Raw genomic sequence first — 17,496 nt, 5'->3', positions numbered from 1 at the left:
GGGCCTGTCGGTTGCCGATGCGACCGACAGGCCCTCTCAGTTCGTGAGTCGGCGCACGTGCAGCACGCTCTCGTCGCAGCGCACGATCTCCAGCTCCCGGTCCGGGCGGGCGCCGTCGAAGGTGAGCGCTATATGACGGTCCGCCACGAGCCGCCAGCGGCCGGGCACGGCGCCGGGAGCGTCACCGCGTCCCAGCGGGTGGTCGACGAAGGCGCCTTCGGGTGCGAACTCCATGCCGCGGCGCCCGCGCGCCGGCGGGAAGGGGTAGTCGTCGGGCCGGTACACCCGTACGTCCTCGTGGTCCTCCTCGCAGGAATGGATCCAGGAACGGAACAGGTCCGACGAGGGCTCTCGCATGACCCGGCCACCTCACTCGCCCAAAGCTGTAAACATTGCCGGTTTTATACCCAAGTGACTAGGATTGTCATTGTATGGGTTCGGAGGGAACGGGCAACCGGCCGCTCCGCCCGGCGTCGCCCGTCCCTCGCGGCGCGTGTCAGACGCGCACCTCCGCAGCCGCGTGCGCGGCAACACCTTCAGCTCACCCGAGGGGCAGTCATGTCCGATGCCCAGTCCTATCTCCGCGTCACCTCCGCCGACTACAGCCACTGGTGCGGCGCCATGGAGGTACACCGCAGACTCCTCGATCTGAACCCGGAGTACGCCGAGAACCGGTCCCTGATCGAGAACACCGCGTTCACCTACGAGCAGATGGAGCAGAGCTCATCCCGGCAGAGCCTCGTCGACATCCCCGTCGTCGTGCACGTCGTCCACAGCACCCCCGAGCAGAACGTGAGCGACGCCCAGATCCAGAGTCAGATCGAGGTGCTCAACCAGGACTTCCGGGCGGGCAATCCGGACGTCAACAAGGTTCCGGAGGCCTGGAAGGACCTCGTTGCCGATGTGCGACTGCAGTTCCACCTCGCCCGGACCGATCCACTGGGCCGTCCCACCGACGGCATCACACGGACCCGGTCCTCGACTCCGGACTGGGGCACGGACGACCTGGTCAAGTTCAGCCTGAGCGGGGGCCGGGACGCCTGGCCCGCGGACATCTACCTGAATCTCTGGGTCAGCCCGCTGCGCCGCGGGCTGCTGGGCTACGCCCAGTTCCCGGGCGGCGCCGCCTCCACGGACGGGGTGGTCGTCACCACCTCCGCCTTCGGGACCACCGGCACCGCCAAGGCGCCGTTCGACGGCGGCCGCACGGCCGTGCACGAGATCGGGCACTGGCTGAACCTGCGGCACATCTGGGGCGACGACGACGAGGGGTGCAGCGGCGGCGACTTCGTGTCGGACACCCCCAACCAGGCGGGGCCGAACCTCGGTTCGCCCGACTTCCCCCATGTGACGTGCGGCAACGGGCCGGACGGCGACATGTTCATGAACTACATGGACTACACCGACGACGCCGCGATGTTCATGTTCACCGAGGGACAGGCGGCGCGCATGGACGCCACGCTCGACCAGGCCCGCCAGACCCTCACCCGCCAGGCCGTCGCGGTGTGACGGCCCGGCGCGCGAGGAGCACACCCGGCTAGCCCTGCCGAGCGCGCAGTTCGGCCTCGATGAGGTCGGCCGCGCGGTGCGTGCCGCCCTCCTCGGCCATCTCGCCCTGGATCTCCTTCAGCCGACGGGCGACCTCCGGGTCGCCCACGAGGGCGAGGGCCAACTCGCGCAGGACCTCGCCGGTCGCCTCCTCCGTGGGGAGGTGCCGGGCGACACCGCGGTCCTGGAGGACCTCCGCGTTGCCGAACTGGTCCGCTGCCTGCGGTACGGCGATCATCGGCGTGGCGGTGGCCAGGCCCTCCTGGCTGCCGCCGGCGCCGGCGTGCGTCACGAACAGGTCGGCCTGTTTCAGGATCGACAGCTGCGGCACCCAGGAGCGCACCTCGACGTTCGCGGGGACGTCCCCGAGGTCGGCCGGGTCGACGTGCTTGCCGATCGACAGCACCAGATGCCAGCCGGGCAGGTCGCCGAACGCCTTGACGCACTCCCGGTAGAAGCCGGGCTGCTTGGTGAAGGCGGACCCGAGGGAGACGAGCGCGACCTTCTCGGCGTCGGCCGGCCGCTGCCAGTCGCCCTCGGCGGTGCGCGGCCCCTGGCAGGCTCCGACGAAGGAGTACACGCTCTGGTCGACACGGTCCGCGTTCCACTGGAACGCCCTGGGGATCAGGACCAGCGAGCGGTCGGGGCGGCCTCCGAACCGGTCGGGGTCCAGCGCGATCCCGTTCTCCTCCAGCCAGGCCTGGAACCGGGCGTAGTAGGCGCGGCCGCGCTCGGTCTTCTTCGGCTCCTCCCACATGGGCTCGGCGACCTCCTTCTCGTACCCCTCCCAGGCGACCATCGTCGGCGACATGGAGATCGCGGGGACGCCCCAGCGGTGGGCGAGGACGCGACCCGGGTAGGAGGCGATGTCGTGCAGCACGAGGTCCGGCTCGTCGCCCTCGTAGGCCTCGATCAGCTGCGGGAGGGCCTGGATCGCGTCGTCGAGGAACGGCTCCACGTTGTCCAGCAGCGTGCTCCCCCACGCCTCGGGGTCGTCGTCGGGCGAGGGCAGCGTGGAGTTCCAGGGCTTGACCTCGGCACCGGTGGCCGCGATCTTCTCCGCGAAGACCGGCGGGATCGCGTAGGTCACCCGGTGGCCGCGCGCCACGAGCTCGCGGATCACCTCGAGGCTCGGGTTCACGTGGCCATGGGCGGCGATGGAGAACATGGCGATGTGCGCGCGACTGGTCATGGACCGACCCTAAGCGAGACGATACGTCTCGTGCAACCTCTTCAGGTGGCCGCTGTCGATCACGTGGTGGGGCAGCGCGTCGCCGTGCCCTCGACACGGCGGCCGTCCCGGCCCGCGACCGTGACCGTCACCGGGTCGCCCCCGGGGTTCGAGAACCGCGCGGCGGCGCCGGCGGTGCAGATCAGCTGGGGCAGCGCGAGATCGGGCAGTTCACCGGTTGAGGGCAGGGACAGTTCGATGGACACGCGATCGCCCCGTGTGGTGACCTTCGCGAAGTCCGTGGCCCCGGCCGCCCGCGGGACCTCCGTGGCCGGTGCCCGCGACGCCTCCGTGGCCGGAGGCCGCTCAGGCCCGGCCGGGACGGCCGTCGGCAGGCCGGTCCCGCTCAGCGGCAGCGACGACGTCAGCCCGAAGGCCTGTTCCTCCGCCGTGGGCCCTCGCAGCAGCACCTCCACGGCCGAGGCGGCGCCGATCGGGGCGACGACCCTGCGGGGGACGGGCGAGAGCCTGCCGTCCGCCACGAAGTAGACCCGTAGCGTCGGCACGACCCCACCGGCGGGACCGCCCGCCTCCACCACACCGGTGGCCGGGATGCCGCAGGAGGTGAGCCCGCACAGCACCGCCACGACCAGCAGCGCGGCTCGGCGCCGGGCCGCCGTCACAGGTGCTCCCCGTGGGCCGATTCGTCTCGCCGCAGCGGGAGTTCGACGGTGAACACCGCCCCGCCCTCCGGACGGTTGCCCGCCCGGACGCTGCCGCCGTGCACCCGGACGTTCTCCGCGGTGATGGCAAGACCCAGACCGCTGCCCTCGGTCCGGGTACGGGCGGTGTCCGACTTGTAGAAGCGCTCGAAGACGTGCGGAAGGACGTCCTCGGGGATGCCGGGGCCGCTGTCCAGCACCTCGATGACCGCCGACCGCTCACCGTCCGCGCGCAGGCGCAGACGGACCGGCCGGGCGCCGTGCCGGAGCGCGTTGCCGACCAGGTTCGCCACCACGACGTCCAGTCGGCGCGGGTCGACCCGGCCGCGTACGGCGTCCGGCGGTGGCAGGTCGGCGTCCACCAGTTCCGCCCAGGCACGGCCGGCGAGGGTGCGGCGCAGCGACTCGGCGAGGTCGATCTCGTCGAGGTGCGGCACCGCGGCGCCCGCGTCGAACCGGGAGATCTCCATCAGGTCGTCCACGAGACGGGCCAGTTTCACGGTCTCCTCGCTGATCAGCCGGACCGCGGTGGCGGTGTCCGGGTCGAGACGGGCGGCGTCCTCGTCGAGGACGTCGGTGACCGCCGCCATGGCGGCCAGCGGGGTGCGCAGTTCGTGCGAGACGTCCGCGGCGAACCGGCGGGCCCGGGCCTCCATGCCGCGCAGCTCGGCCACCGACTCCTCCAGGGCCGCGGCGGTCTCGTTGAACGTGTGGGACAGATCGGCGAGTTCGTCGGAGCCGTTGACCGCGAGCCGGGTGTCCAGCCGCCCTTCGGCGATGCTGCGGGTGGCGTGCCGCAGTGCGCGCACCGGCCGCAGCACCCCGCGCGCGGCGAGCAGCGCGAGCAGCACGGCGACGCCCAGCGCGGGCACGGTGGCCCGTTCCACGGCGGTGACCAGGGCGTCCACGTACCGCTGTTCGGTGGCCTGCGGCACCGTGAGGAAGACCTGGATCCCCGAGGCGATGCCGCGGTTCCCGTCACCGGCGAAGGTGACCGACATACCGACGACGAGTGAGGTGTGGTCGCCGGTGTTCACCCGCTGGAAGACGGTGGCCGGGCTGGAGTCCACGGCCTCGCGCAGATCCGGCGTCAGCTCTTCGAAAGGGTCGCCGGGGCGGGACGTGGCGCTCAGATCCTCGTAGCCGACCAGTACCCGCCAGCTTCCGGAGGGCTCGGCGCGGGCCACATCAGCGGCGAAGCGCCGCAGTTCGGCCTCGGCCGGGGGGAAGGAGAGCTGCGGGGCGAGCCGGTCGACCTGGGTGCGCAGCAGCTTGATCACGGTGTCCTGGCTCTGCTGGAGCACACCTGTGCGCGCCTCCCGGAAGCTCAGGGTGCCGGTGGTCGCCGCGGTGAGCGCGGCGACGAGCGCGAACGCCACCACCAGGCGCGTGCGCAGCCCGCGCAGACGTGGGAACAGTCCGCGCAGACGGGGGGCCAGGGCGTTCCTCGCGGAGAGGTGCCTCACGGGGACACGAACCGGTAGCCGAAGCCGCGCACCGTCTGGATGTAGCGCGGCTCCCGCGAGGGCTCGCCCATCTTGGACCGCAGCCGTCTGACGCAGGCGTCCACCAGGCGCGCGTCGCCGTGGTAGCTGTGTTCCCAGACCGCTTCCAGGAGTTGCTGCCGGCTGAACACCTGGCCGGGTGCGGCGGACAGCGTCAGCAGCAGCCGCAGTTCGGACGGGGCGAGCGGGACCGGCGCGCCCTGACAGGTGACGGCGTGCCCGGCGCGGTCGATGGCCAGCTCGCCGTAGGTGTCGATCTTCGGTATGCCACCGTCGGCCGCCGCCACGGCCGTCGCCCGGCGCAGGACGGCCCGGATGCGCGCCTCGAGGACCCGGGCCCGCACGGGCTTGACGACGTAGTCGTCCGCTCCGGCCTCCAGCCCTACGACGATGTCCACGTCGTCCCCGCGCGCGGTCGCCATGAGGATCGGCAGCGTCTGGTCCAGGGCACGCATCGCGCGGCACACATCCAGGCCGGGCATACCGGGCAGCATCAGGTCGAGCACCACGACGTCAGGCCGGAAGGACCGCAGCCGCTCCAGCCCCTCCTCCCCCGTCTCGGCGGCGGCGACGTCGTGCCCCTGGCGGCGCAGGGCGAGGGCTACTCCTTCACGGACGGCGCGGTCGTCTTCGATCAGCAGAACTCGTGGCATGGGCTCAGTATCCGCAGGCCCGCGCACGGACGGGCTCCTGTTACCGGATGATCACACAGGCCTCTCGGCATATCTTCGTAATCTTTCCGTTATCATTCGCGCCATGTTCGATCACATGACCCTCGCAATCTGAACGACCATGACCGTGCACTCCACACCTCCGTCCCGCAGGGGCCGTGGCCCTGCGCACTCCGCAAGCCACCGCGGCCGGAAGGGTCCGCTGTTAGCGGGCCTGTCCGCGCTGGCGCTGCTCGGAGTGGCCGGACTCGCCGCGGTGGAATGGACGTCGGCGAAGCGCGGAGGTACGGCGGCCGGCTCCGGCCCGGCGACCGAGCCTGGCTCCCCGTCCACCACCGCCCCGGCCAGGCCCCTCCCCCCGTCGGACCCGTCCTCCCCTGCCGCCTCGCCCTCCCCCTCCCTGTCTCCCTCTCCCTCCGCACGGCCGGAGATCCCCGCCACCGGCCCCGGCACCTTCACGGTCGCCCCCGGCTCAGGCCCCAAGGTGGGGCGGAGCACGGCCCTGCGCTACCGGGTCGATGTCGAGGACGGCATCGACCTGTCCGCCCCGGACGTCGCCGAGCAGGTGGAGAACGTCCTGGCCGACCGGCGCGGCTGGACGGCGGACGGCCGCTCCGCGTTCCGGCGGGTGTCGAGCGGGCCCACCGACTTCGTCGTGAAGGTCGCCACCGCCGGGACCGTGGACAAGATCTGCGGACAGTACGGCCTGGACACCGGCGGCGAGGTCAACTGCAACGTCGCCAAGAACGTCATGGTCAACCTCAAGCGCTGGCTCCTGGCAACTCCCGTCTACGCCAAGGACGTCAAGGCCTACCGGGCCCTCATCATCAACCACGAGGTCGGCCACTTCCTCGGCCACGGCCACGTCGGCTGCCCCGGCCCCGGCAAGCCGGCCCCCACGATGATGCAGCAGATCAAGGGCATGAGCGGCTGCGCGCCCAATGTCTGGCCCTACGACGAGCAGGGCCGGTACCTCACGGGACCCGCCGTGCCTTGAACGGAGCCGGACCGGCGACGCCGTCAGCGCTGATAGCGCGCCAGCACCAGGTTGCCGTCCTTCTCCAGCCGTTCGCGCAGTGCGCCGAGTCCGATGGCTCCGCTGTAGTACTCCTGCAGCGCCGGGGTCGCCACCTTGTCCTTCCACTCGGGGTAGCCCCGCACCGTCTGCGCCGGTGCCGGGCGCAGCTGCCCGGCGAGGGCGGTGCCGGTGGCCCAGCCGTGCTCGGACGTGCGCAGGGCCGGATCGCTCAGGGCCCGGGTGCCGGTGGGCAGCATCCAGTCGCCGAGGGCGAGGCGGACCATGTTCGGCGGTCTGAGGAGGAAGTCGATGAAGGCGGCGGCCTCCTTCTTGTACGGGCAGTCCTCGGCGACGGAGAGGGTCTGCGGGCTGACGCCCTGGGTGAGCCCTCCGGCACCGGCCGGGGCGGGCAGCACCTGCCATTCGAAGCCCTTCGGCGCCTGCTGCACGATCTGCTGACGGTAGGAGAAGCCGAGCGGGACCATCGCGTATCTGCCGCCGAAGAAGCCGGGCAGCGTGTCGGAACCGCCGCTGCCCAGGGTCGTGGGCGAGGCGCTGCGGTCGGTGTCGACCTGCTCGTGGATGGTGCGTGGCACCACCTGGTCGGCCGCCTGGAACCGGACCGTCACCTTGCCGTCCGCCCCGCGGTGGAAGAGCCGTCCGCCGGCTGAGAGGGAGAGGTTGAGCGTGGCGGAGACGGGCTCCTTCAGCGGCCAGGCGATGCCGTACTTCCCCCGGCCGCTGAGGCGTTCGGTGATCCGGCGGAACTCGGCCCAGCTCCAGGGCTTTTCGGGGGTCGGGATCCGCACCCCGGACTGCCGGAGCCACTTCGCGTTGGCGATCAGTACCCGTGGTTCCTGGAGGAACGGCACGCCGTAGATGCCGTCCCCGAAGGTGGTCGTCTCCCAGCTGCGCCGCGGGATGTCCGACTTCAGCCGCGCGGGCAGCAGGCCGGTGAGATCCGCGAGGTAGCCGCCGTAGGCGAAGTCCGCCAGGTCGTCGGAGGCATCGTGGATGATGTCGGGCGCCTCGCCGCCCTCGAAGGCGGTGAGGAGCTGGTCGTGGACGCTGTCCCAGGAGCCCTGGACGTACTCGACCCGGACGTCCGGGTGGGTGGCGTTCCACTCCTTCACCAGGGCCTTGTTGGCCTCGACTGACTCCTCCTGCCAGGCCAGGGACTGGAAGCGCAGGGTGATCCGGCCGTCGTCGCGGGTGCCGCCGGAGGAGCAGCCGGCGAGGAGCAGCAGCAGGGCCAGGACCAGGGCCGGCAGACGGGCGCGCATCAGCTCTTCACCGCCCCGGTGAGCATGCCGCCCGTGATCCGCCGCTGGATGAGGGCGAAGACGACCAGCGAGGGCAGCGTCGCGAGGAACGCGGCGGCCGCGAGCGGGCCGAGGTCGGCTACGCCCTCGGCTCCGATGAAGTGGGTGAGCACCACCGGCAGGGTCTGCTTCTCCGGAGTCTTGAGCAGCACCAGCGCGAAGAAGAACTCGTTCCACGCGGTGATGAACGCGAACAGGCCCGTCGCCACGATGCCCGGCGCGAGCAATGGCGCCGTCACCGACACCAGTGTCCGCACCCGCCCGGCCCCGTCGACCGCGGCGGCCTCCTCCAACTCGGGTGGCACCGCCCGCACATACCCGGCGAGCATCCACAGCGCGAAGGGCAGCGCCCACACCACGTACACCAGCACGAGACCCGGCACGGAGTTGATCATTCGCAGGTTCTTCAGCACGAGGAACAGCGGGATGATCAGCAACACGAACGGGAACGCCTGGCTGACCACCACCCAGCCCGTCACCGCCTTCGCCAGTCGGGTGCGCCGCCGGGCGACGACGTAGGCCATCGGCGTCGCGATCAGCACGGCGATGACCGCCGCCGCCAGCGCGGCGACAAGGGAGTTGAGGGCGGCGTGCAGCAGTGGCTGTTCGTCGAAGGCCTGCCGGAAGTTGTCGAGGGTGGGGTTCTTCGGGATCCACGTCGGATGCAGACTGCCCAGCTCGCGCGGCGGCTTGAACGCCGTGGAGAGCAGCCAGAGGAACGGGAAGGCGAGGAAGACCAGGTACGCGAGCAGCGCGGTGTACTGGCCGGCCCGGGCCGGCGCGGAGGTCCTCACGTGTCGTCACCTCCCCTGAGGCGGCCTACGAGGAACATGGCCAGGGCGATCGAGATCACGGCCACCATCACGCAGCCCATCGCCGCCGCGTAGCCGAACTGCCCGTAGCGGAAGGCCTCCTCGTAGGCGAAGAGCATGGGCAGCCGGGTCCGGCCGCCTGGGCCGCCGTTGCTGAGCACATAGACCAGGGCGAAGGAGTTGAAGTTCCAGATCAGATTGAGCGCCGTGATGGCGAGGGCGATGGGTCTGAGGGCGGGCCAGGTGACCGTGCGGAAGCGGCGCCAGGCACCGGCCCCGTCGACCGCCGCCGCCTCGTGCAGTTCGCGCGGGGTGTTCTGCAGCCCGGCGAGCAGCGCCACCGTCGTCTGCGGCATGCCCGCCCAGACGCCGACGAGGATCACGGCGGGCAGCGCGGTCGCCAGCCCGCTGAGCCAGTCGCGGCCGCCGCCCAGGCCGATGTCGCGCAGGGTCTCGTTGAGGATGCCCGCGTCCGGGTTGTAGACGAGCCGCCACATGATGCCGACGACGACCTCGGGCATGGCCCACGGGATGATCGCCAGGGCGCGGGCCAGCCAGCGCAGCCGCAGGTCCTGGTTGAGCAGCAGGGCGAGGCCCAGCGCGAGCAGGAACTGCGGCACGGTCACGCCGACCGCCCACAGCAGCCCGATCCGGAACGACTCCCAGAACAGCGTGTCGTGCAGGAGGTCCCGGAAGTTGAGGGCGCCGATCCACTGCGTGGGCTCGGTGCGGCCCGACTGGGCGTCGGTGAAGGCCAGCAGGATCCCGTACAGCAGCGGGCCGACGCTGAGGACGAGGATGGGGATCAGTGCGGGCAGCACCAGGAACCAGGCGCCGTGGTCCACGGCCCGGCGCGGCCGGGCCCGGCCCGGTGCCGGATCGGCCGGTCTCCGCACCTCGGTCACCGACGTCACGGCATCAGCCCCTTCGCACCACTCGGACGGGCCACGTCATGGTCGTGAAGGCGGCCTGCCCCGTCAAGGCACCGCGCACACGGTCCCACCTGTGCGAATGGGAGACTGACGGGCGGATGGCCGGAACCCGACGGTGACGCACAAGGACCTGGACCACGGAGGCGGACGATGGACGAGGCACGGGCGCGGGACGTACTGGCCGCGGCTGGCGTGCCGGGCGGCGCGGCGCGCGAGGCGCGGCTGCTGGCACTGGGCGAGAACGCGGTGTTCGCCGCCCGTGACCTGGTCGTCAAGGTCGGCCGTGACGCCGAACTCCTCGACCGGGCGCGCCGCGAACTGGACATCGCGGTATGGCTCGCGGAGGCGGGCGTGCCCGCGGTGCGGGCGGCCGAGCCGAAGGCGCTGCTCGTCGAGGGGCACCCGGTGACGGTGTGGCACCGGCTGCCCGATGCCGTACGGCCCGCCGAGCCGCGGGATCTGGCCGAACTGCTGCGGGTCGTGCACGCCACGCCTCTTCCTCCCTTCGAACTGCCGGCCCGCGATCTGCTGGGCGGCGTGGAACGCTGGCTGCGGCTCGCGGGCGACGCGATCGACCCCGCGGACGCGGGGTATCTGCGCGAGCGGCGCGATGGCTTCGCCGCACAGGCCGCCGCGCTGACGCCGCGGCTGCCGCCCGGGCCGATCCACGGCGACGCGCTGCCCCGCAATGTGCATGTCGGCCCGGACGGGCCGGTCCTGGTCGACCTGGAGACGGTCTCCGCCGACCTGCGCGAGCACGATCTGGTGGTGATGGCGCTGTCCCATGACCGGTATGGCCTCGCGGACGAGGCGTACCAGTCCTTCACCGGGACGTACGGGTGGGATGTCCGGGAGTGGGACGGGTGCTCGGTGCTGCGCGGCGCCCGGGAGACGGCCAGTTGTGCGTGGGTGGCCCAGCACGCACCGAGCAATCCGAAGGCGCTGGCCGAGTTCGAGCGGCGGGTGGCGTCGCTGCGGGAGGGCGACGAGACGGTGCGGTGGTATCCGTTCTGACGGCCTGGGGGCCCGCTCAGACCCGCTCGTCCGCCAACTCCCGCAACGGCCACGCCCCGTCCACCACGGCGGTCGTGTCGCCCTTGCCGCGCAGGAAACTCTGGAAGTCCGCCGCCCACTGCGCGTACCACTCGATCTGGCGGTGGTGCAGGTCCGCGGGTCCCAGGCTCGCGATCTTGGGGTGGCGGTCGGCTATCGCACCGGCCAGCCGGGCCGCCGCCAGGGCGTCGGCCGTGGCGTCGTGGGCGGAGTCGAGGACCACGCCGTACTCCGAGCAGACCGCTTGGAGGTTGCGTTTCCCGCGGCGGTAGCGGTCGACCCAGCGGTCGATGGTGTACGGGTCGATGACCGGGGCGGGGTCCACGCCGCCCAAGCGGTCGCGCAGGGACGGCAGTCCGTACCGCCGCAACTCGGCGGAGAGCAGGGTCAGGTCGAAGGCCGCGTTGTAGGCGACGATGGGCACGCCCGACTTCCAGTAGGAGGTGAGGACGCCGGCGAGGGCGTCCGCCACCTGGTCGGCCGGTCTGCCCTCCGCCGCCGCGCGTTCATTGCTGATGCCGTGCACCGCCACCGCTCCCTCGGGGATCGGCACCCCCGGGTCGGCCAGCCACTCCCGGCGCCCCAGCGGCTCCCCGCCCCTGACCTCGATCACGGCCCCCGTGACGATGCGCGCCTCGCGCGGATCGGTGCCCGTCGTCTCCAGGTCGAAGCCGATCAGCAGCTCCCGGTGCCAGCCCATGGGCGGTCCCCCTTCTTGTGGTGCGTCCCCCGGTGGTGTCCCCCAGTGGTCTCCACCTTCGCACGCACCACTGACAATCCGAGGAGCGCCTTCCGCTTACGCCCGGCGGCGGCCGGGTGAACCGGCACAACCGCCGCACAGCGGGACACCGTTCACGACACCGGCCGCGAATCCGCCCACATCACCTCGAACTCCTCGCGGTAGGTGGGAAAGAGGCCGCTTTCGTCGATCTCGCCCGGCTTGACCACCTTGCTGCCGTTGCGCAGCACGAACACCGGCGCCTCCATGCCGCGTGTCCGGCGCAGATAGTTCTGCACGACCGCGATGCCGTCCGCCCCGTCGCCGTCGACCAGATATGCCGTGAAGCGTGGCGTCTCGTCGAAGACCTGGATCTCGAAGGCACCCGGGTCGCGCAGCCGGGCGCGCACCCGGCGCATGTGCAGGATGTTCATCTCGACGGCCCGGCTGAGCTCGCCGCGCTTGATGCCCAGTTCGCGCTCGCGCCGCTTGACCGCGCTGGAGGCCGGATTGAGGAACAGCAGCCGCACCCGGCAGCCCGACTCGGCCAGCCGCACCAGCCGGCGGCCGGAGAAGTTCTGCACGAGCAGGTTGAGGCCTATGCCGATGGCGTCGAGGCGGCGGGCGCCGCCGAAGATGTCCTCAGCGGGGAACTGGCGCATCAGCCGCACCCGGTCCGGGTGGACGGCGACCACGTCGGCGTACCGGTCGCCGACCAGGTCCTCGACGGCGTCGACGGGCAGCCTGCGTGCCGACGGCACGTCACCGTCCGCGCCGAGTATCTCCAGGAGCCGGGCCGAGGCGCGCTCGGCCTGGTTCAGGACGGCCTCGGACAGGGCCCGGTTGCGGGAGACGACGTTCCGGGTGACCTCCAGCTCGTCCAGGGCGAGCTCGACGTCCCGGCGGTCGTCGAAGTAGGGCTCGAAGCAGGGCCAGTGCTGCACCATCAGCTCGCGCAGCTGCGGCAGGGTGAGGAAGGAGAGGACGTTGTCGTCGGCCGGGTCGAGGAGATAGCCCTTGCGGCGGCTGACCTCGCGTACGGCGACGGCGCGCTGCACCCACTCCTGCCCGGCGGGTCCGGCGGCGGCCACCACCCAGTCGTCGCCGTGGACGGGTTCGTAGATGGGCCGCAGCACGGCGGCGACGACCGCGCGCAGCCGCTGCTCGACGAGGTTCAGCCAGATGTAGGCGCGGCCGGCCCGCTGGGCGCGGGTGCGTACCTCGCGCCAGGCGTCGGTGTCCCAGTCCAGTTCCGGACCGATCGAGCCCGTCGCGTCCATCGGCCGCGCCAGTGACACAGCACCGGTCGGGACGTCTGTGGAGTTCCCCTCGTGACCCTCGTCACCAGGGGGCAGCTCCAGCCCTCCCGAGCCCACCCACGCACCGCCTTCCGCTCCCCCGAGCCTCCCGAGGGGCCTGGCCCCACCCAACGATCAAGGAAGGGTACTCCGGGAGCGGCCGGCGGTGCAGCCGGATGGGCAGGGTCATTCTCAACTGCGCGGCTGCCAGTGCCCGTTCTGCCAGCCGAGCTCGGCCGGAGTGAGCGGATTCATGGCCGTGACGTCGCGCGGGGCGATGGAGAATCCCTGCCAGTGGACGGGCATGGGCTGCTGGTCCTCGTCCCGGGCTATGTGGTGGAAGCCGATGTTCGTCCAGACCACCGGGTGCTTGAGGGCCTGGCCGTTCACCCACTTGTCGACGGAGTCGCCCGCCCCGGCTCCGCAGTCGCCGGGGTTGTGGCTGGCGAACAGCTCGCACTTGTTGTACTCGGTGAAGTACACGTCGTGCTTGGTGTAGCCGCGGCCCGGGTACTTGGTCGTCGGGCCGGGGACGATCTCGTAGGAGCGGGCGTGCCCGTCCTTGTTCTTGCCGGCCGCGCTGACGACGCGCCACCAGCGGTAGTTCTTGCTGTCCCCGGCGAGTTCCTTGGTGACCTCGGTGCGGGTCGTCCTGGTGCTCGGGGCGCGCTGGCCCGTGGCCGGGGCGGTGACGGTCGAGTCGTACTGCTCGATCTTGTTGGCGGTGGAGCCGTCGAGGGCGAAGTCGAGCCGCCAGAAGGCGTTGTGGCTGTGGCTGGTGGCCTTGGCGGCGCTCGCGCCCTTGCCGATCGGCCAGCCGCGGCCGTCCCCGGCGTCGTAGTCGTCCCACGACAGGCTGCCGGTGGCGCCGACGTTCATGGTGATCGTGCCGTCGTCCTGGAAGCGCCACTCTGTCATGTACTCGTACCAGCCGACCTGGTTCACGGTGTAGACGAGCAGGTCCTTGCCCTGGGCCTGGTAGACCTTGTCCGCGGTGTCGCCCTGCATGCGGTAGGCGTGGCCGCGGGAGCGGGTGGTGGTGCACAGGCCCTTGACGTTCGGGTCCTCGTTCCAGGAGTCCGGCACCTTGATCGTCTTGATGGTGCCGCCGGGGCACTCGCCGGGCGCCAGGTTCATCAGGCCCTGGGCGAAGTCGAACCCGGTCAGGTCGTCGTACTCGACGTTCCCGTCGTCGTACGGGACGTGGATCTGGCCGAGCCTGGCGCTGTTGAGGACCTTGACCGGCTTGGATTCGCCCTTGGGCTGGTACGAGATGTTCTCCAGGACGAGGCCGGCCTTGCCGTCGTAGCGCCAGCACATCCGCCAGGTCGTGCCGGTGGAGAGCTTCTGCTCGATGCGGTGGGCGGCGCCGCAGTAGGGCGCCGCCGGCGCCGCGGGGGCGGCCTTCGGCTGGGCGGTGGCGGGTCCGGCACCGGCCGTGACGCCGGCGGCGAGCGTGGCCACGGTCAGGCCCGCGGCCGCCAGGGTGCGGACCTTGCTGTGTCTGTTCACGCGCATGACGAGATGACTCCCTGACAGTGAGAGGAGGAGCGAGAAGAGCGGGTCAGCGGTCGAGCCGGGCGGCCTTGCGGGCGCTCAGGTCGATGACGATCGACCTGGCGTCGACCCACGGACCGTTCTTGATCTTCGGGAACAGCCGGACGCAGCGGTGCTCTCCGCACTGGTCGAGCGCGGCGGGCTGGGCGTCCGGAGCGGCCCGGTAGACGGCGCCGCTGAGCTGCAGCTGGTCCGGGGAGGTGAGCTCCTTGCCGGTGGCGTCCCGGTAGTCGGCCTTCAGGCCCGCGCCCAGCGGGCCGGCGATCAGCAGCCTGGCCGCCTCGGCCTTCTCGTCTCCGCTCAGGGGCGGCTGGACGCCGTGCTGCGTGCCGGTCCGCACCACCTTGCCGGTGGACAGGTCGACGGTCCTGGTGACGAGGGCGTCGTCCCGGTAGTCGTAGAACGTCACGTCGGCGCGCCGCGGCGCGTCCGGGTCGCCGACCTCGTCGGCCTCGGGCTCGGCGAGGTCGACGCCGAGACGCTGCGGGCCGCGCTCCCCGTCGACGCTTTCGCTGCTCTGGAGCAGCTGCCGGTTCAGGGCGATCTTCGCGACCCGCTCCGTCTCGTCGTCGGTCAGCGGGTCGCGGCCCGTGCCCTTCTCCCCTTCGGCGGGCACCTCCTCCACCACCCCGGGCACCACGGCCCGGTCCGCTCCGGCCTCCCGCTGTGCCGACTGCCCCGCCTGCCCCGCCCTGGTTCCCGTGTCGTCCGCCCCTGCTGTGCCCGGCAGCGTGATCCCCACCATCACGGCGGTCCCGGTCACGGCGACGGCCGTACCGGCCACCAGCTTGCCCAAGTGACGGTGCACTGTCTTGCGCACATCATCCCCTTACTCCCCCATCAGCCCCGGGAGTACATTCTTGCCCCATTGGTTTGGCATAGCGCGTATGCACTGGTCTCCCGGTAAGAGGGACATAAGTCATAGGAGGTTCCCTCACTTTCGGGGAGACTCGGGGTCAAGGCGTCCCCACCGGCGCCGCACACCTGAAAGAGTCGTGTCCATGCAGGTCTGGCCTGGAGAGGCGTATCCACTCGGTGCCACGTACGACGGCGCCGGCACCAACTTCGCGGTCTTCTCGGAGGCCGCGGACCGAGTAGAGCTGTGTCTGCTGCACGACGACGGCTCGGAGACGGCGATCGAGCTCCGGGAGAGCGACGCCTTCGTACGGCACGCGTACGTGCCAGGCATCATGCCGGGGCAGCGGTACGGGTTCCGGGTGCACGGCCCGTACGCGCCGGAGCACGGGCTGCGCTGCAACTCGTCGAAGCTGCTGCTCGACCCGTACGCACGTGCGATCAGCGGTTCGATCGGCTGGGGCGAGGAGGTGTACGGCTATCACTTCGACGAGCCCGACCGGCGCAACGACCTGGACTCGGCGCCGCACACGATGACGTCGGTCGTGGTCAACCCGTACTTCGACTGGGGCGACGACCGGCTCCCGCGCACCGAGTACCACCACACGGTGATCTACGAGGCCCATGTCAAGGGCCTCACCATGCGACACCCGGGGCTGCCGGAGGAGCTGCGCGGCACCTACGCGGCCCTCGCCCACCCGGCGGTCATCGAGCACCTCACCGAGCTCGGGGTCACCGCCCTGGAGCTGATGCCCGTACACCAGTTCGTGAACGATCACCGCCTGGTCGACATGGGCCTGAACAACTACTGGGGCTACAACACGATCGGCTTCTTCGCCCCGCACAACGCCTACGCGTCCTGGGGCGACCGGGGCCAGCAGGTCCTGGAGTTCAAGTCGGCGGTGAAGGCGCTGCACGAGGCCGGGATCGAGGTGATCCTCGACGTGGTCTACAACCACACCGCCGAGGGCAACCACCTGGGCCCGACGCTGTCCTTCAAAGGCCTGGACAACGCGCGCTACTACCGGCTCACCGACGACCCCCGCTACTACATGGACACGACAGGGACAGGGAACTCCCTGCTCATGCGTTCCCCGCACGTGCTCCAGCTGATCATGGACTCGCTGCGGTACTGGGTCACGGAGATGCATGTCGACGGGTTCCGCTTCGATCTCGCCGCGACGCTGGCCCGGCAGTTCCACGAGGTGGACCGGCTGTCGTCGTTCTTCGACCTGGTGCAGCAGGACCCGGTGGTCTCGCAGGTGAAGCTGATCGCCGAGCCGTGGGACGTGGGCGAGGGCGGCTACCAGGTGGGGAACTTCCCGCCGCTGTGGACCGAGTGGAACGGCAAGTACCGGGACACCGTGCGCGACCTGTGGCGGGGCGAGCAGCGCACCCTCGCGGAGTTCGCCTCACGGCTGACCGGCTCGTCCGACCTGTACCAGGACGACGGGCGCCGCCCCCTGGCCTCCATCAACTTCGTGACCTGCCACGACGGCTTCACGATGCACGACCTGGTGGCCTACAACGACAAGCACAACCACGCCAACGGCGAGGACAACCGGGACGGCGAGAGCCACAACCGGTCCTGGAACTGCGGGGCCGAGGGCGAGACGGACGATCCGGACGTGCGGCGGCTGCGGGCCCGGCAGATGCGGAACTTCATCGCGACGCTGATGCTGTCCCAGGGCGTGCCCATGATCAGCCACGGCGACGAGTTCGCCCGCACCCAGCGCGGCAACAACAACGCGTACTGCCAGGACAACGAGCTGGCCTGGGTCGAGTGGCCGGAGGGCGACGAGGAGGAAGGGGGACTCAAGCGGGAGCTGCTGGCCTTCACGCGCGCGATGGTGTGGCTGCGCCGGGACCACCCGGTCCTCCGCAGGCGCCGCTTCTTCCACGGCCGGCCGGTGGAGGGCACGCACGACGACCTGTCCGACATCGCCTGGTTCACTCCGGAGGGCCGGGAGATGACCCAGCGGGACTGGGACTCGGCGCGGGCGTCGGCTCTGACCGTGTTCCTCAACGGCAACGCGATCTCGGAGCCGGGCGCACGCGGGGAGCGCATCTCCGACGACTCGTTCCTGCTGATGTTCAACGCCTCGCCGAAGGCGCTGGAGTTCGTGGTGCCGGTCGATCACGGGCGGCAGTGGCAGGTGGTGATCGACACGGCCCGCGCCGACGGGGTGGCGCCGGACAGCGGCGACAAGGTGCAGGCCGGAGACCGGCTGACCCTGACGGACCGGAGCCTCACGGTGCTCCAGCGGCCCGTGTAGCCGCCCCCGCGGCCCCGCGTCGCAACGCCGCCGCGTCG

At 71.3% G+C, this 17,496-nt stretch carries 16 protein-coding genes; 4 read left to right on the top strand and 12 right to left on the bottom strand.

What is annotated here, in order from left to right:
- Positions 1 to 36: 36 nt before the first annotated feature.
- Positions 37 to 357, bottom strand: a complete 321-nt coding sequence (locus ACQEV8_RS34575; protein WP_432968261.1) for a hypothetical protein — start codon at positions 355 to 357, stop codon at positions 37 to 39.
- Between the two features lie 201 nt (positions 358 to 558).
- On the opposite strand from ACQEV8_RS34575, the gene ACQEV8_RS34570 reads away from it, so the two are divergent.
- Positions 559 to 1,509, top strand: a complete 951-nt coding sequence (locus ACQEV8_RS34570; protein WP_432968258.1) for a zinc metalloprotease — start codon at positions 559 to 561, stop codon at positions 1,507 to 1,509.
- A 28-nt stretch (positions 1,510 to 1,537) separates the two neighbouring features.
- Here ACQEV8_RS34570 and ACQEV8_RS34565 read toward each other — a convergent pair whose 3' ends face one another.
- The 4 genes from ACQEV8_RS34565 to ACQEV8_RS34550 all read right to left on the bottom strand — a co-directional run bounded on the left by ACQEV8_RS34565 (position 1,538) and on the right by ACQEV8_RS34550 (position 5,599).
- On the bottom strand, positions 1,538 to 2,740 hold the full coding sequence (locus ACQEV8_RS34565) for a glycosyltransferase (RefSeq protein WP_432968255.1): 1,203 nt from the start codon (positions 2,738 to 2,740) through the stop codon (positions 1,538 to 1,540).
- 59 nt (positions 2,741 to 2,799) lie between these two features.
- Positions 2,800 to 3,402 (bottom strand): hypothetical protein, encoded by a 603-nt coding sequence (locus ACQEV8_RS34560; RefSeq protein ID WP_432968252.1) that lies wholly within the window; start codon positions 3,400 to 3,402, stop codon positions 2,800 to 2,802.
- On the bottom strand, positions 3,399 to 4,823 hold the full coding sequence (locus ACQEV8_RS34555; protein ID WP_432973208.1) for a sensor histidine kinase: 1,425 nt from the start codon (positions 4,821 to 4,823) through the stop codon (positions 3,399 to 3,401). Before ACQEV8_RS34555 ends, ACQEV8_RS34560 begins: the two co-directional genes overlap by 4 nt.
- A gap of 80 nt (positions 4,824 to 4,903) precedes the next feature.
- Entirely contained in the window at positions 4,904 to 5,599 is a 696-nt protein-coding gene (locus ACQEV8_RS34550; protein WP_432968249.1) for a response regulator, read from the bottom strand.
- A 241-nt stretch (positions 5,600 to 5,840) separates the two neighbouring features.
- On the opposite strand from ACQEV8_RS34550, the gene ACQEV8_RS34545 reads away from it, so the two are divergent.
- The gene (locus ACQEV8_RS34545; RefSeq protein WP_432973205.1) at positions 5,841 to 6,614 is read left to right on the top strand and encodes a DUF3152 domain-containing protein; all 774 of its coding nucleotides are present in this window, start codon (positions 5,841 to 5,843) and stop codon (positions 6,612 to 6,614) included.
- A 23-nt stretch (positions 6,615 to 6,637) separates the two neighbouring features.
- On the opposite strand, the gene ACQEV8_RS34540 is transcribed toward ACQEV8_RS34545, so the two are convergent.
- The 3 genes from ACQEV8_RS34540 to ACQEV8_RS34530 are packed head-to-tail and all read right to left on the bottom strand — an operon-like array spanning position 6,638 to position 9,683.
- The gene (locus ACQEV8_RS34540; RefSeq protein WP_432968246.1) at positions 6,638 to 7,918 is read right to left on the bottom strand and encodes an ABC transporter substrate-binding protein; all 1,281 of its coding nucleotides are present in this window, start codon (positions 7,916 to 7,918) and stop codon (positions 6,638 to 6,640) included.
- A complete protein-coding gene (locus ACQEV8_RS34535; RefSeq protein ID WP_432968243.1) occupies positions 7,918 to 8,751 on the bottom strand; it encodes a carbohydrate ABC transporter permease in 834 nt (277 codons plus the stop codon). The genes ACQEV8_RS34540 and ACQEV8_RS34535 overlap by 1 nt, the downstream gene beginning before the upstream one ends.
- A complete protein-coding gene (locus tag ACQEV8_RS34530) occupies positions 8,748 to 9,683 on the bottom strand; it encodes a carbohydrate ABC transporter permease (protein ID WP_432968240.1) in 936 nt (311 codons plus the stop codon). Before ACQEV8_RS34530 ends, ACQEV8_RS34535 begins: the two co-directional genes overlap by 4 nt.
- Positions 9,684 to 9,851: 168 nt before the next feature.
- On the opposite strand from ACQEV8_RS34530, the gene ACQEV8_RS34525 reads away from it, so the two are divergent.
- Positions 9,852 to 10,715 (top strand): phosphotransferase enzyme family protein, encoded by an 864-nt coding sequence (locus ACQEV8_RS34525; protein WP_432968237.1) that lies wholly within the window; start codon positions 9,852 to 9,854, stop codon positions 10,713 to 10,715.
- A 16-nt stretch (positions 10,716 to 10,731) separates the two neighbouring features.
- On the opposite strand, the gene ACQEV8_RS34520 is transcribed toward ACQEV8_RS34525, so the two are convergent.
- From ACQEV8_RS34520 to ACQEV8_RS34505, 4 genes are all read right to left on the bottom strand, one after another.
- Complete coding sequence (locus ACQEV8_RS34520; protein ID WP_432968234.1) at positions 10,732 to 11,454, bottom strand: 3'-5' exonuclease; 723 nt, start codon at positions 11,452 to 11,454, stop codon at positions 10,732 to 10,734.
- 152 nt (positions 11,455 to 11,606) lie between these two features.
- Positions 11,607 to 12,848: an SAV2148 family HEPN domain-containing protein gene (locus tag ACQEV8_RS34515; protein ID WP_432968231.1), complete on the bottom strand. Its 1,242-nt coding sequence runs from the start codon at positions 12,846 to 12,848 to the stop codon at positions 11,607 to 11,609.
- A gap of 114 nt (positions 12,849 to 12,962) precedes the next feature.
- Positions 12,963 to 14,288: a copper amine oxidase gene (locus ACQEV8_RS34510; RefSeq protein ID WP_432968228.1), complete on the bottom strand. Its 1,326-nt coding sequence runs from the start codon at positions 14,286 to 14,288 to the stop codon at positions 12,963 to 12,965.
- A 46-nt stretch (positions 14,289 to 14,334) separates the two neighbouring features.
- Positions 14,335 to 15,147 carry a Tat pathway signal sequence domain protein gene (locus tag ACQEV8_RS34505; protein WP_432968225.1) on the bottom strand — a complete coding sequence of 271 codons (813 nt, stop codon included), beginning with the start codon at positions 15,145 to 15,147 and terminating at the stop codon, positions 14,335 to 14,337.
- 181 nt (positions 15,148 to 15,328) lie between these two features.
- Here ACQEV8_RS34505 and glgX point away from each other — a divergent pair, with 181 nt between their 5' ends.
- The gene (glgX, locus tag ACQEV8_RS34500; protein WP_432968222.1) at positions 15,329 to 17,458 is read left to right on the top strand and encodes a glycogen debranching protein GlgX; all 2,130 of its coding nucleotides are present in this window, start codon (positions 15,329 to 15,331) and stop codon (positions 17,456 to 17,458) included.
- The last annotated feature ends 38 nt before the right edge of the window (positions 17,459 to 17,496 follow it).

It is taken from the genome of Streptomyces sp. CA-179760 (assembly GCF_050937045.1).
Taxonomy (GTDB): domain Bacteria; phylum Actinomycetota; class Actinomycetes; order Streptomycetales; family Streptomycetaceae; genus Streptomyces.
Note: the sequence above shows the minus strand (reverse complement) of the source record. Positions and strands in the feature narration are given on the sequence as shown.